Origin of the sequence: Mesotoga sp. UBA5825 (genome assembly GCF_002432955.1) — a bacterium.
Lineage (GTDB): Bacteria > Thermotogota > Thermotogae > Petrotogales > Kosmotogaceae > Mesotoga.
In genome coordinates this window covers 1-14060 of the sequence record NZ_DJHG01000042.1, presented here as the reverse complement: position 1 = coordinate 14060, position 14060 = coordinate 1, and the positions used below count along the sequence as shown (strand labels likewise).

At 47.9% G+C, this 14060-nt stretch carries 15 protein-coding genes and 1 pseudogene; 9 read left to right on the top strand and 7 right to left on the bottom strand.

What is annotated here, in order from left to right; translation table 11 throughout:
- The first annotated feature begins 128 nt into the window (after positions 1-128).
- Positions 129-872, top strand: a complete 744-nt coding sequence (locus tag B3N33_RS04155; RefSeq protein ID WP_099831109.1) for a type 1 glutamine amidotransferase — start codon at positions 129-131, stop codon at positions 870-872.
- 333 nt (positions 873-1205) lie between these two features.
- A pseudogene (locus B3N33_RS04150) lies at positions 1206-1307 on the top strand (GNAT family N-acetyltransferase); the annotation flags it as partial.
- A 20-nt stretch (positions 1308-1327) separates the two neighbouring features.
- Here B3N33_RS04150 and B3N33_RS04145 read toward each other — a convergent pair.
- The 4 genes from B3N33_RS04145 to tdh all read right to left on the bottom strand — a co-directional run bounded on the left by B3N33_RS04145 (position 1328) and on the right by tdh (position 4861).
- A complete protein-coding gene (locus B3N33_RS04145) occupies positions 1328-1477 on the bottom strand; it encodes a hypothetical protein (protein WP_292590178.1) in 150 nt (49 codons plus the stop codon).
- A 105-nt stretch (positions 1478-1582) separates the two neighbouring features.
- Positions 1583-2551 carry a calcium/sodium antiporter gene (locus B3N33_RS04140; RefSeq protein WP_292592275.1) on the bottom strand — a complete coding sequence of 323 codons (969 nt, stop codon included), beginning with the start codon at positions 2549-2551 and terminating at the stop codon, positions 1583-1585.
- Positions 2552-2622: 71 nt separating this feature from the next.
- Entirely contained in the window at positions 2623-3807 is a 1185-nt protein-coding gene (locus tag B3N33_RS04135; RefSeq protein ID WP_102819226.1) for a glycine C-acetyltransferase, read from the bottom strand.
- A gap of 22 nt (positions 3808-3829) precedes the next feature.
- On the bottom strand, positions 3830-4861 hold the full coding sequence (tdh, locus tag B3N33_RS04130) for an L-threonine 3-dehydrogenase (RefSeq protein ID WP_180977961.1): 1032 nt from the start codon (positions 4859-4861) through the stop codon (positions 3830-3832).
- A gap of 717 nt (positions 4862-5578) precedes the next feature.
- On the opposite strand from tdh, the gene B3N33_RS04125 reads away from it, so the two are divergent.
- The 5 genes from B3N33_RS04125 (at position 5579) to B3N33_RS04105 (ending at position 10214) form a co-directional block, all read left to right on the top strand.
- Positions 5579-6715 carry an ABC transporter substrate-binding protein gene (locus tag B3N33_RS04125; RefSeq protein WP_422655895.1) on the top strand — a complete coding sequence of 379 codons (1137 nt, stop codon included), beginning with the start codon at positions 5579-5581 and terminating at the stop codon, positions 6713-6715.
- Positions 6716-6817: 102 nt separating this feature from the next.
- On the top strand, positions 6818-7705 hold the full coding sequence (locus tag B3N33_RS04120) for a branched-chain amino acid ABC transporter permease (RefSeq protein ID WP_099831104.1): 888 nt from the start codon (positions 6818-6820) through the stop codon (positions 7703-7705).
- 5 nt (positions 7706-7710) lie between these two features.
- On the top strand, positions 7711-8757 hold the full coding sequence (locus tag B3N33_RS04115) for a branched-chain amino acid ABC transporter permease (protein WP_099831103.1): 1047 nt from the start codon (positions 7711-7713) through the stop codon (positions 8755-8757).
- Positions 8744-9517: an ABC transporter ATP-binding protein gene (locus tag B3N33_RS04110; protein WP_292592239.1), complete on the top strand. Its 774-nt coding sequence runs from the start codon at positions 8744-8746 to the stop codon at positions 9515-9517. Before B3N33_RS04115 ends, B3N33_RS04110 begins: the two co-directional genes overlap by 14 nt.
- A complete protein-coding gene (locus B3N33_RS04105; protein WP_292590174.1) occupies positions 9510-10214 on the top strand; it encodes an ABC transporter ATP-binding protein in 705 nt (234 codons plus the stop codon). Before B3N33_RS04110 ends, B3N33_RS04105 begins: the two co-directional genes overlap by 8 nt.
- 459 nt (positions 10215-10673) lie before the next feature.
- Here the strand turns inward: B3N33_RS04105 and B3N33_RS04100 are convergent, their stop codons facing one another.
- The 3 genes from B3N33_RS04100 to obgE are packed head-to-tail and all read right to left on the bottom strand — an operon-like array spanning position 10674 to position 13483.
- Positions 10674-11615: a tRNA dihydrouridine synthase gene (locus tag B3N33_RS04100; protein ID WP_292592238.1), complete on the bottom strand. Its 942-nt coding sequence runs from the start codon at positions 11613-11615 to the stop codon at positions 10674-10676.
- Positions 11608-12192, bottom strand: a complete 585-nt coding sequence (nadD, locus tag B3N33_RS04095) for a nicotinate (nicotinamide) nucleotide adenylyltransferase (protein WP_292592237.1) — start codon at positions 12190-12192, stop codon at positions 11608-11610. The genes B3N33_RS04100 and nadD overlap by 8 nt, the downstream gene beginning before the upstream one ends.
- Positions 12164-13483 (bottom strand): GTPase ObgE, encoded by a 1320-nt coding sequence (gene obgE, locus B3N33_RS04090; RefSeq protein WP_099831098.1) that lies wholly within the window; start codon positions 13481-13483, stop codon positions 12164-12166. Before obgE ends, nadD begins: the two co-directional genes overlap by 29 nt.
- Before the next feature lie 66 nt (positions 13484-13549).
- On the opposite strand from obgE, the gene B3N33_RS04085 reads away from it, so the two are divergent.
- Both B3N33_RS04085 and B3N33_RS04080 read left to right on the top strand, forming a co-directional pair.
- Positions 13550-13789 carry a DUF370 domain-containing protein gene (locus B3N33_RS04085; protein ID WP_099831097.1) on the top strand — a complete coding sequence of 80 codons (240 nt, stop codon included), beginning with the start codon at positions 13550-13552 and terminating at the stop codon, positions 13787-13789.
- A gap of 20 nt (positions 13790-13809) precedes the next feature.
- A partial coding sequence (locus tag B3N33_RS04080; RefSeq protein WP_349682153.1) for an ATP-dependent Clp protease proteolytic subunit occupies positions 13810-14060 on the top strand: 251 nt, incomplete at its 3' end.

Genomic DNA, 14060 nt, shown 5'->3' with positions numbered 1-14060 from the left:
GGGCGGGACTTGAACCCGCACAGGCGGTATGCCCACATGAACCTGAATCATGCGTGTCTGCCAATTTCACCACCCCGGCATCGCACAAATAGTAGTTTATCATTCGCTGTGAGAGGTGTCAAGAGTCAATGAAGGAAGAGACTGCACAGTCAATTATACGTTTGTTTGCACTGGTTATCTTTGCATGTTCCTTTCCAACTATGCTTACTGCTTCGTACGATAATAGAGGAGTCGTTGCCCTCTTTCTGAACGACCCGGCATATGAAGCCAAGCTATCACCGATAGAGCGTTCGCTTGCGGAACAGGGTATCAGGTACAGGATCTTCAAGATATTCAACGATGAGCTTCCCGAAGATGAAAACGAATACGCAGGCGTTATTATTGCAGGCGGCGATTCAATGAGGAACTACATCGACTGGAACAATAAGGTCTATCAGGGCGGAGAAATAATACTGAGGGGCGAAGTCCCGATACTTGGTATTTGTCTGGGTCATCAGATAGTCTCGAGAGTGTACGGTTCCGTTCTATATTACAGTGAGGAGCGCCGCTGGCACGAAGTAAGTTTTGTGAAAGAGGACAGGGTTCTCGAGGGCTTTGACGGAAGCCTTCTCGTATGGGAGAATCATGCCTACGCCGTCGCCTCGATTCCAGATCAATTCGAACTCTTTGCTAGGGGGAACGTAACCCCTATTCAAATGATCAAACACAAAGAAAAGGAGATCTACAGCGTTCAATTTCATCCGGAAACCCAGGCAGGTTTCCTCGGTAACCCGCCAGGCTGGAAGCTCATAAAGAACTTTGCAGAACTGGCAAAGGCCACTATCGAAGACCCGCCGCTGCCGACGGATAGAAGAAGAGTATTCCCCTACTGACCTTTCGACGATTGGCAAGTCCTTAATGGTCAAATGAATTCCGTTTTGTCCGGCCAGAGATTTTGCAAATGGGGAGGAGTGCGGAGAGATGGAAATAAGAGAAGTCAATCCCTAATCACTCTCCGGGAGAGTTGTAAGGTATGAGTATTCAAGTGATAGATACTTTGACCTTTCAATAGAACGTAAAGCGGCATATGGACGATTCAAACCTCCGTTAAGAGATTTTCAGCCCAATACATAAAAGGCTTTGCCCACAATATAAAAGAACCATTCAAGGCGTCGCCCATTGTTTAAGCGCTCACGAAAACGGTAAGGAGCTGGGGCTTTTGCTCTTTCCGAGAATGGAACGATTCTCTCCGTATCTGGGACATCCTTGTCTGGAAGGAGTATAGACGGACAGGCGTTGGCACGGAACTTATGAATACCGCAAAATAGAAGAAAAGGGATTGAGACGTCTAGTACTGGAAACTCAAAGCAGCAACTTTCCCGCGATCTCTTTCTACCTCAAGTATGGATTCGAGCTGACCGGGTTCGACACTGCCTGCTACACAAATAGAGATATCGAGAACCACGAGTTCCGCATGGAATTCCACTATCTTCTTCATATAGGGCTAGCGTCCTAGAGAGTCTTCTCGCTTCTGGTCTTGTCTGCAGTTGTCGGGATTGGTCGCACCTCGCATCATGTATGTAAATCTCTCAGCAGCCCTTCATCAGCCGCTAATTATTGTCGATACGATGAATGCACAGTAGATAATCATCAGCAGAACACCTTTTGGCCTGTCAAGTCTTTTTGTTCTGAGCAGAAGCAACGGCAGAACTATGGAGAGTCCCAGTGCAAAAGAGATTTCGACAACGAGAGACCTGTGGGCCAATATAGGCGATATCGTTGCCGAAACTCCCAGAACAAGAAGCAAGTTGAAGATATTCGATCCCACCACATTTCCTATGGCGAGATCACTGCGGTTCTTCTTCCCCGCCGCAACAGTGGTTACAAGCTCCGGAAGAGACGTCCCAAAGGCAACAATAGTCGTTCCTATAACCATATCGCTGACTCCGAAAACGCGAGCTATCGACGATCCCCCGTTAACCACAAGATTACCTCCGATAATTACACCGGCCGTTCCCCCGATAGTTGCCAGCCAGGCAAGTACCGGATACTTCTCAAAGAGCTCTATGTCTCTCTTTCCTTCTACTTCAACAATGTCGGAGATCTTTCTGTCTCTCTTCGCCATTGCGAACACATACATCATAAAGATGACAAAGAAAGTAGTCAACACTATTCCGTCGCTTCGCTGAAGACCGTTGCCATTTCCAAGTATCAATGCTCCGCTTGCAACAGTGATCAATATCACAAATGGTATTTCATAGCTCATAGTTGTCTTGCTTACGCCAAGAGGCGTCAAGAAAGCCGCGACTCCGAGGATTAGCGCGATGTTGGCGATATTAGATCCGAGAACGTTACCGAGAGCGATTCCGGAGCCCTTGACGGCTGCCTGAACGCTCACCGCAAGCTCCGGCGCGGAAGTTCCTAGAGCAACAATAGTCAGTCCGATAAGCAATTCAGAAATCCCGAGATTCTTGGCAATCGCCACAGATCCATCTATAAGAAAATCGGCTCCCTTGATCAGCAAAATAAAACCTGCGGCTAGCATCAGTAAGGCTATAAACAACGGCCACACCTCCACGAAAAGCAGCGGCATCCGCCGCCGCAACAAGACCATTATATTCAGTTTCGGTGAAGGAAAGGTTTTTACTTTATGACAGCGAGTTCCTTCCCGATCATCTCGAACTTTGAAACCGCAAAATCGAGATCCTTTCTTGAGTGAGCGGCACTTATCATGACTCTTATTCTTGCCTTTCCTTTCGGGACAGTAGGAAAACCGATAGAACTTGCGAATATCCCTTCTTCAAAGAGCCTCCTGGAAAACGCTGCGGAAAGCTTTGCATCGTAGAGCATCACAGGAGTTATGGGTGTCTCGGTATGCCCCGTATCAAACCCCAACGCTTTCAGCTGGTCCTTGAAGTAATCCGCGTTATTCCAGAGAGTCCTGACCAACTCATCGGATGAAGAGAGTTTCCTGACGGCCGCTATTGCCGCAGCGGTTTCGGCCGGAGAGAGGGATGAACTGAAGAGAAACGGGCGCGCCTTCTGCTTCAGGTAATCGATCAGAGTCTTCTTGCCAGCAACGAATCCTCCGACTATACCAAAGGCCTTAGAAAGAGTTCCGACTTCAATATCCACGCTTTCATGCAATCCGAAGTGGTCGACTATTCCTCTCCCGTGGCTCCCAAGGACGCCTTCGCCGTGAGCATCGTCAACCATCAGAATCGCACCGTATTTGTTCGTCTTTTCGACGATTGCAGGCAGCGGAGCAAGATCACCGTCCATCGAAAAGACGCCGTCAGTTATTACTAGCTTTCTCCTTGCCCCATCGGACTCGGCCTTTTTCAGTTGAGTCTCCAGATCATTTACATCTTTATGTTTCCATACATATCTTTTGGCCTTTGCAAGCCTTACTCCATCGATTATGCTGGCGTGGTTAAGTTCGTCAGAGAGAATCGCATCTTCTTCGGATACGATCGGGGCAATCACCGCCTGGTTTGCATTAAAACCGGATTGGACGACTAGTGTAGATTCAACTCTCTTGAAAGCCGCAAGCTCCTTTTCAAGGTCATTGTGCAATTGAAGTGTCCCGGCGATCGATCTTACAGCTCCAGGCCCGACACCCCATTTTCTGACACCGTCGATCGCGGCTTCCTTAAGCTCTTCATCAAAACATAGCCCGAGATAGTTGTTTGAGCACATGTTGAGGACCTTTTTCCCCTCGATATTCAGCCAGGCGCCCTGAGGAGATTCCAGTGTTCTGATCTTCACCAGCAAACCCTTTTCTTCTAGCTCTTCCATCTCCTGCTTGAGTACATTAAAGTCAAACATCTAAACACCTCCGTAAAACCAATCAGAATTCGAGGACAACTTTTCCAGAAATTCCCTTCTTCATCGCGTCGAATCCCTCTTCGAATCTCTCGGCCGGAAGAATATGTGTGACAACCGGAGAAAGGTCGATCCTCTTGTTCTTGAGCAATTGAGTCGCCACCTGCCAGGTCTCAAACATCTTTCTTCCTGTTATGCCGTACATAGTTAAGCCCTTGAAAGTGAACAGGCCGTTTATATCAAATGACACATCACCTGGAAAGACCCCTAGCAGCGAGACAACGCCTCCGTTCGTAAGACTTCGAAGTCCCTGCTCAAAGGCGGTTGAATTGCCGGACATCTCCAGAAAAACATCTGCTCCGTTTTCTTCGGTTATCGACCTGACTCTCGAAGGGACGTCTTCCTTTGTGGGATCGATTATTGTGTCAGCTCCCATCTTTCTTGCCAGGCCCTTTCTAAACTCTTTTATCTCCGTCACAATAACCTGTGCCGCTCCGGAAACCTTCGCCACTGCAACTGCCATAACGCCTATCGGTCCGGCACCGGTGATCAAGACATTCTTTCCAGTGAGATCCGTTACCAGCGCAGTGTGGATTGCGTTTCCAAATGGTTCCATAATCGATGCATACTCCAGAGGAATCGAAGGATCGACTTTCCACAAAACCACTTCCGGTACCCTAACATATTCTGCGAATACCCCATCTCTATGAACACCGAGGATCTCCATGTCTTTGCAGATATGCATCTTCCCGGTCTTACATTGAAGACATTTCTGGCAAGGAATATGGGTTTCCGAGACTACAGAATCCCCGACAGAAACTGATGAGACCTCTCCGCCAATGTCTACGACCTCTCCGGTAAATTCATGCCCTCCTATCTGAGGCGGCCTGATTCTCTCCTGCGACCATTTGTCCCAGTCGTAAATATGAAGATCGGTCCCGCAAATGGAAGCGCGCTTGACCTTCACAAGTACGTCGTGCGGACCGAGTTCACGCGGGACCGGAACCCTTTTCAGCGTCAGGCCCGGCTCCCGCCTTTCCTTCAATATTGCAACCATAGTATCCGATTCCAACAAAATTCCCTCCTTTCATTCAAAACTCTACATTCCAATTGTAAGTTAAGGTTTGGGTTTCAGAAAACTCACCGCCGGTCATCTAAAACCAATTGATGATGTTGACGGCGCTCGACTTGTTTAATCCTTCTTATAGCGTACCGAATAGAAAACATGAGAGAACATGGCTTCCACATGAAGAGGCCGGACAAAAACACAAAGGACAATAGACCGATCATTATCATAGTGAACTCTGTTCAGGGACTGTTGAAACTATTTGCCGGCAGTCTTCAAAAAAAGAGTACGGAACAATCTCTCCCAATTCTTTATCTTACTCGATTCATAACAAAAACGTTAGTGATCTGTGACTGCTTGTCTTTGGTTTCCAGATAGATAGAAACCGATTATCAGGTTTCTTCGCTCCAATTGACCAATAAAGGCGTTTTTTGAGAAGAGGCCATTATTACTTCACATGGTATTATCATTTCGAGTAGTGCAGTGTTATGTTTTATTTTAATCTAATGAGTATTACATGCCCTACTCTGTCCTGAGTTAGTGATCGGGTACCGGTTTGTGATGAAGCCCACTGCTGCAGTCTTGATTCGCACCCATTTGTTACTCTCATTCTGCATAGCTGACAAGTCTAATATGTTAATGCTTAAGCTGTGCTTTGAGTAACTATTGATTATTCTGGGGTAGCTTCGGCTCTAGACGATCATAATTGTGGAGGTGAGGCAAGTGAAGAAAATTCTCGTTCTAGCCGTAGTTCTGCTTCTGGGATTTGTGTTGTTTGCAGTTGACCCGATCGTTATTGGCGTCTTCGAACCTATGACTGGGCCTTACGCAGCCGGAGGCCAGCTTACCATGGAAGGCGTTACTCTCGCCGCCGAGCAGGTAAAAGAAGTTCTTGGCCGACCGATCGAGCTGGTTCTTGTCGACAACAAGAGTGAGAAGGTGGAAGCATCAAACGCCGTCTCAAGGCTGATCCAGTTCAACAAGGCATCGGTAATCATCGGTAGTTACGGAAGTGCCGTTGCAATACCCGGCAGTGAAGTGGCAAATGCTGCAAAGGTACCGATGATAGGATGTTCACCGACCAACCCGCTGGTTACTTTAGGGAAGCCTTATGTTTTTAGGGTCTGTTTCATTGACCCATTCCAGGGAAGCGTAATGGCGAAATTCGCTGTTGATGAACTCAACGCGAAGACGGCTGTGATCATTCAGGACATCGCTTCAGACTATTCGGTTGGACTCTCGCACTACTTCCAGAATTCCTTCAAGGCACTTACTGGAGACAACAAATCGATCAGCGGTGTCATCTCTTATCAGACGGGTGACCAGGACTTCACTGCTCAACTGGCATACGCCCAGGGTAAAAACCCAGATGTAATCTTCATACCTGCTGCTTCTTATGGAGAGGCGGCGCTCATCATTAAGCAGGCTCGCGAACTGGNNTCTCAGTTCTTGGGCGGAGATACTTGGGAAGTCCCCGAATTCCTGCAGGTTGGCGGTGCAGCCGTCGAAGGCAGCTACTTCAGCACACACTTCGACGTAGCAGTAGCACCGACGCCAAAAGCCGCCGAGTTCATAGAAGCTTTCAAGGCCAAGTACGGAGTCGAACCGAGCGCCTTTTCCGCTCTGGGATACGATGCGTTCATGCTGGCTGTAGACGCTATTATCAGGGCGAATTCGGCTGTTCCTGAGGATATTAAGAACGCTCTGAGCGCAACTGTGAATTTCGAAGGAGTGACGGGGTACATAACAATAGACGAGAACGGCGACGCGGTTAAGGATGCGATTGTTAGAAAAGTCGAGGATGGAGTCTTCAAGTTTGTAAGTGTTGTAAAACCAGTCCAATAGATGAGGCCAAGACATTGATTTTCCAGGTATCGGAGGTATCGGACGCAGGCCAATGCCTGCGTCCTTACTAAGGGCGGCAGCTAAGCTAAAGGTGGTGGCAGGATGAGCTCTAGCGTTTTTTTGCAGCACCTTGTTAACGGAATCTCATTGGGTTTCATATTCGGACTTATAGCTATCGGCTACACTCTCGTCTATGGAGTAGTCAAGCTCGTTAACTTTGCTCACGGAGATGTATTCATGATGGCTACCTTCTTTGTCTTCTACGGCTTCACTTTGTTCATGATGCCCTGGTGGCTGGCGGTTCTGTTCGGTATAATCGCGACTATCTTGCTGGGAGTCGGGATAGAGCGTGTTGCATATAGACCATTGAGAGACGCGCCAAGAATCTCATCGCTCTGTGCTGCAATAGGTATGTCCTTTCTTCTCCAGAACATTGCCACGGTTGTCTTCGGCGGAAGGCAGAAGGCCTTCTATGTGCCTCCATCACTGACCAGGACATTCATTATCGGTGGAGTCAGAATTCAGGCGATAACCATAACTACTATTGTGGTTTCAATAGTAGTACTCCTTCTGCTAACATTTCTGGTCAAGCGTACGAAAATGGGATTGGCTATGAGAGCCCTATCTGTAGACTTTGAGACAGCCAAGCTAATGGGAATAAACGTAGACAGAACAATCGCATTCACATTTGCGATAGGTTCGGCACTCGCGGCACTTAGTGCAATTCTCTGGGCTCTCAGATACCCACAGATATGGCCTTTCATGGGAGTCTTCCCTGGCTGGAGGGCCTTCACTGCAGCGATAATCGGAGGAATTGGAAGTATTGTGGGTGCTCTTGTCGGTGGATTAATGCTTGGCATGGTTACGATTCTGCTGGTCGCCTTTTTCCCCGAGGCGGCAGGTTACAGAGACGCTATAATCTTCGTTCTTCTCGTCATGATTCTTCTTGTGAAGCCAACGGGTTTGTTCGGCGAGAAGACAAGTAGGTGAGTTATATGGATCGCAGAATGAAGTTGGTCTTAACCATAGTTAGTCTTCTGATCTTCATTATGTTGCTCTGGCTTGCCGAGAACTATATCGATGCTTTCATCAAGAGAATCTTGAATGTTGCGGCTATCTACGTGATACTGGGAGTCAGTCTCAACCTTATAAACGGCTTTACCGGTCAGTTCTCTTTGGGCCACGCGGGTTTCATGGCTCTTGGCGCATACGCCTCGGCGTTACTGTACATGTCGCCATCTCTAAAGGCAATGAACTTCTTCATACAACCGATAATATGGCCGTTAAGCGAAATAGAGATTCCCTTCTTCTTTGCACTACTTGTTGGCGGTGCTGTTGCGGCCATTGCGGGCTTCGCTGTTGGAGCTCCGTGCCTTCGAGTCGGAGGAGATTATCTTGCCATAGTAACCTATGGCTTTGCAGAGATAATTCGCGTAATACTCAACAACCTCCAGAGTGTTACTAACGGACCACTGGGCCTGAAAGGACTTCCCACCTATACAAATCTTTACTGGAGCTGGGGTTGGGCATTGTTCACGATCTTCTTCATAAAGAAGCTGGTGGACAGTAGCTACGGTCGAGCGCTGAAGTCAATAAGAGAGGATGAAGTTGCGGCGGAAGCAATGGGAGTGAATCTCTTCAAACACAAAACTATGGCCTTCGTCATCGGCGCTTTCTTCGCTGGAATTGGAGGCGGACTACTCGGCAGTCTGCTGATGACAATCGATCCGAATTCTTTCAACATCTCCTTGACCTTTCAAATTGTTATGATTGTCCTTCTAGGAGGGCTTGGAAGCATAACCGGAAGTGTTGTGATGGGCATTTCGGTTGCCTTCTTGATGGAACTGCTCAGGTTCGTGGAATCGCCCATGACGATATTTGGCTTCACGATACCCGGGATTTCCGGCATGAGGATGCTGATCTTTGCTCTGATCCTCGTAATTACTGTGATCTTCTTCAGAAGAGGCCTTTTTGGCCACAAAGAGTTCACATGGGAATGGATATTCAGATCAAGAGGGAGGAATGCAGATGAGTCTGCTTAAACTTGAACAAGTAACTAAGAGATTCGGCGGACTCACTGCGGTCTCGGATTTTAATCTCGATCTTCAGGAGGGAGAGCTGGTAGGACTTATAGGACCTAATGGAGCCGGAAAGACAACTGTGTTCAATCTAATAACAAATACATATTACGTAAGCGAAGGCAGGATTCTCCTCGACGGAAAAGACATCACCGGAATGAAGACAGATAGAATCGCCGCAGCCGGTATCGCTAGAACATTCCAAAACATCCGTCTCTTCGGAGAGCTGACAGTTCTGGAGAATGTGCTTACGGCCTGCCACCTGCGCCTGAAGTCCTCTGTTATTTCTGCCGTCTTTGGGCTGCCGGGATACAGGAGTGAAGAAGTGCAGATGCGCGGCAAGGCAAGAGCCCTGCTCAAGACACTTGGCCTAGACAAGTATGAGCGAGACCTGGCCGGATCTCTTCCCTACGGCCTTCAGAGAAAACTCGAAATTGCCAGAGCTCTAGCGACGCAACCGAGAGTGTTATTGCTGGACGAGCCGGCCGCGGGGATGAACCCGGAAGAGACGCTTGCCCTGGCGGCTCTGATCCTTAGAATTCGAAAGGACTTTCAGCAGACGATTCTGTTGATTGAACACGACATGAGCCTTGTCATGACCATATGCGAGCGGATTATCGTCCTTGATCACGGCGTCACTATCGCAAAGGGGCTTCCAGAGGAAATTCAGAACAATCCTGATGTAATAACCGCCTATCTCGGAACGGGTGATTTGTATGCTTAGGGTAGAGAACTTAAACGTGTATTACGGAGGCATCCATGCTCTGAAGGGAATCTCTTTCAACGTTGAGGAAGGGAAGATCGTCGCGCTTATCGGTGCGAACGGGGCCGGAAAATCGACAACTCTGAGAAGCATCTGCGGCCTCAAGAAAGTGAAAGATGGCGAGATAGTCTTCAAGTCAAGGAGTATTACAAACAAGTCCACAAATGAAATCGTGAGGGCAGGAATGACTCTGGTCCCTGAGGGAAGAAGAATCTTTCCGAACCTCACGGTGATCGAGAACCTTATGCTTGGGGCATTTCAAAGAAAAGACTCTGAAGAAATCGAAAGGGATCTTGAATGGGTGAACACTCTCTTTCCAATACTGAGAGAGAGAAAGGATCAAAAGGGCGGAACTCTCTCGGGTGGTGAGCAGCAGATGCTTGCCATAGGCAGGGCGCTGATGTCTAGACCGGATCTTCTTATGCTCGACGAGCCATCGCTTGGACTCGCTCCAGTAATAGTCGGCGAAGTATTCAAGGTAATTCGAAAAGTTCACGAAGAGGGTAAGACGATTCTCCTGATCGAGCAGAATGCCCTCGGTGCACTGAAGCTGGCCGATTATGCCTACGTACTTGAAACGGGACGGGTCGTCCTTGAAGGGAAAGGAGAGGAATTGCTTAACAACGACCTTGTGAAAAAATCATACCTTGGAGGTTAGTAAAGCTTGTATTCGACAACTAACACTCTTTCGGAAGATGTCCGGCATACGATCAGTTGTGAGAGATCGATTAGACAACCCGAGGAAACGAAATGCTCGTAGCCGAGCTGAAGTTTAGAAGCGAGAAACTAACAACAGCTGCTTAAGAACAAGGGAGTCCTTTATCAGGCAGATCGAATACAGAGCACAGATGACTTTGGGCCGCATTCCAGCCAACCCGTATTCACCGCCGAGTTCTTCTCGCTTTCTCAAAACGGACAGTAAGTGAGTATCGCCATTTCTAGAACTTAACGCGACAGGAATGCCTTGAATTCATCTTCCCGGGCAAGTGGCCCCATCATAGGCGAAAACCTCCACTGCCTCGTGAAATTCTCCTTATCCCGACTTTGCAAGCGGGCAGCGTGCGGTGCTAAGCGGATCTTGAAACACAATAAGCATTTGAATTTCTTGAATAAGGAGTCAATATTTGGAAAGTTGCCGCTCTGGAATGTAATTTCTGAAAAGTTCCTTGACTTCTGAGAGAGAGTTGCACTTCATGTATTCACTTCTGAGATTCGATGCATGCCTTATGTTCCGTGTGTAACCTGCAAATGATCTCCTAAGATCTCTGACGGCTTGTTCTTCACCAACAGCCTCGGCAAGCCTTCCAAAGTGTATAAGAAAGTAATTGAGTCTTTCGGGAAGCGTGAGATTATCGTATGAGCCAAACTCAATGAGGTCTCTCGCCTGTCTGAAGATCCAGGGATTGCCGATCGCTCCTCTCGCAACGACAACGCCATCTACCGAATACTGTCTCAAAGCCTTTGCGATCGCCTCAGGGCTATACATATCGCCAGAACCGTAAGAGAGAATGCCTTCCGAATGAAGAATCTGGGTGAGACGCTCGATCTCTTTCCAATTTGCTGCCCCCGAATAGCCTTGCGATACGGTTCTGCCGTGAATGAAGACCGCTTTGGGTTTTGCTTTCAATATCGGGTAGATGATCGCTTCCGTTTCGATGTTTTCGATGCCGAGTCTTATCTTGACTGAAACAGGAATATCGACCGTCTCTTTCAGGGCGACAATCATCTCAGCGATTTTTTCAGGTGTTCTTAGCAAGGCGCTCCCTGCCCCTCTTCTCGTTACTTTTCTTACAGGACAGCCGGCGTTAATATCGATCCAGGTCGCTATGCCGTTAAGCCGGGCGGCTGCCTTCGCCATTCTCGATACGCATGAACCAAAGAGCTGTATTCTCGTAGGGGCTGACGGGATTATCTCGTCTGTTTTTCCCGATCCCCTTAGGACACCTTCTACGCTAATCATCTCACTGAAAACAAAATCCGCTCCCCATTCGAGCGAAAGCTGCCTCATTACCTCATCTGTATATCCAGCCATGGGAGAGAGACCGATTTGCTTATCCATAGTAAGTCGTTACCTCGTCCAGTATTGAATCGGGAACCAACCCTTCAATCGACTTGCCTTCCAAAATCTTCTTCCGAATCTCAGTCGACGATAAGTCGAAACGAGGTGCGTCCAGCCAGACAACTTTCTCGACGGAGGGCAAGTCCACACTGCCTTCACTTCTCGGATAAACCACTATTGTCGCTTCGTTCAGTAGAGCTTTGTATTCATACCAACTCTCCAGAGTAACTAAGCTGTCCTCGCCGATAACGAGAAACGGTTTACAGCCGTGAACCTCTGCGAAGTGCCTGACCGTGAAGAGTGAATAAGAGATTCCTCCCCTTTCTCTTTCATAATCAGACACACACGCTTGCTCGACTTCACAGAAAACCTTCTTGAGCCAAGATCTTCTCAGGTCGTATGGTGCAACCGTGCTGGAAACTTTGTGAGGAGGAATGTACGCTGGAATAACATAAAGCTTCTCAAGCCGTAGTTTCTCGATCGCCCGGGTCGCTACAGCCACATGTCCCATATGAACCGGGTCGAAAGAACCTCCGAAGATGCCTATCTTAATCTTTGAACACATATTCTTTGTCATCAATAACTACAGTGTCTCCTTCCTCAATCCCCGCATTCCTAAGTTTTGAAGAGAGTCCTCCCTTTTCCAGCTTGTCCATTATGAAACGGTCCCTGTATTTGAAAGCTCTGATTTTTCTCGTGTAGAAATCAACGGCCGGTCCAAGAACAACATATCTGCCTTCAGAATCTTTCTCAACTCTGAAGTCTTCCGGATAGGGAGCGGTAAGCACAACCGGTTCGACCTGGGGCAATGGAAGCTCTTCTTCAACCTTCATCGACGACAAGTAGGAATGATCGCTTTCAACGTTTTTCCAGATCGTCTCTTTCAACGCATTGACTCCCTCGCGAGTAGCAGCCGAGATTGGAATAATATCTTTGCCGATCTTCTTCCTGAATATCTCCAGCTTGTTTTCACGTTCTTCTTGAGGAAGAAGATCGCACTTGTTTGCAACTACTATCTCGGGCTTATCGGCCAGCTCCTTCTTGTAGAATTCAAGCTCGTACCGAATATCGTCATAATCCTGAAGGAAGTCTCTTCCCTCGCTCTCAGAGATGTCCAGGAGATGAACTATAGTCTTGCATCTCTCAATGTGCCTCAAAAAGCTGTGGCCGAGACCGACACCCTGATGTGCTCCTTTGATTAAACCCGGAACGTCTGCCACTATGTATCCCTGTTCGTCATTTGCCATGACAACTCCGAGATTGGGCGAGAGGGTTGTAAAGTGATAATTTGCTATCTTCGGTCTAGCATTCGACATAACGGAAATGAGCGTCGATTTTCCGACGTTTGGGAACCCGACCAGTGCAACATCAGCCAGAATCTTCAGCTCCAGCCGAACAAAGAGTTCCTCTCCAGGTTCACCGTTTTCTGCTGCCTTGGGCGCCTGATTCGTTGAAGAGACGAACCTCGCATTGCCCCTTCCACCCTTTCCGCCTCTGGCAATCGCAACGATTTGACCGGGATTGCAAAGGTCGGCAATGATCTCTCCACTCTCCGCGTCATATGCAATCGTCCCAACGGGCACTCTTATAACCAGATCCTTTCCCTTCTTTCCGGCCATATTTGAACCGTGACCGCTCTCCCCGCTTTGAGCGATGAATTTCTTCTTGCGTTTGAATTCATAGAGCGTGTTTATTGAATTGGTCGATCTGAGAAAGACATGGCCACCCCTGCCGCCATCGCCGCCGTCAGGACCTCCAAAGGGTATGTACTTCTCTCTTCTGAAGGAAACTGAACCATTTCCTCCATCTCCTGCCTTAACGTATATGCGCCCCGTGTCAACGAGACTTTCCTGATCGTTAGCTAGCACTGGAACACCTCCGCCGTATCTCCATTATGTTATAATAACATTGTTATTGAAAGGAGGAAAGTAGAAGTGGATCACGTTGTCAACGTCGGTTTCGAGTCCTTTGTTGTAAGGGATAGGATTCTCGCCGTTCTTCCTATCGAAAGCTCAGCTGTTCGTCGTCTTAAGCAGCTCGGCATGGAGACAGGCAAGATCGTCAACCTGACTTTCGGAAAGAGAACGAAGGCCGTATTGATAACAGACAGCGGTCACGTAATTTTCTCCTTTCTTCCGCCAAAGAGAATTATAGAAAAACTCTTCAATAATTAGGAGGCTTTATGGACATAAACATGGCACCTTTCGTCCCTTACGTAGTTGAAGACAGAGGGAGGGGTGAAAGAATCTTTGATATTTACACTAAACTGCTTTCAGAAAGAATAGTGTTTCTCGGGTGGCCCATCGATGATGAAGTTTCAAATATAGTCGTGGCTCAACTCCTCTTCCTTGAATCTCAAGACCCCGAAAAGGACATAAGTCTATACATAAACACCCCGGGTGGTTCGATAACTTCCGGATTGGCGATATACGACACAATGCAGTA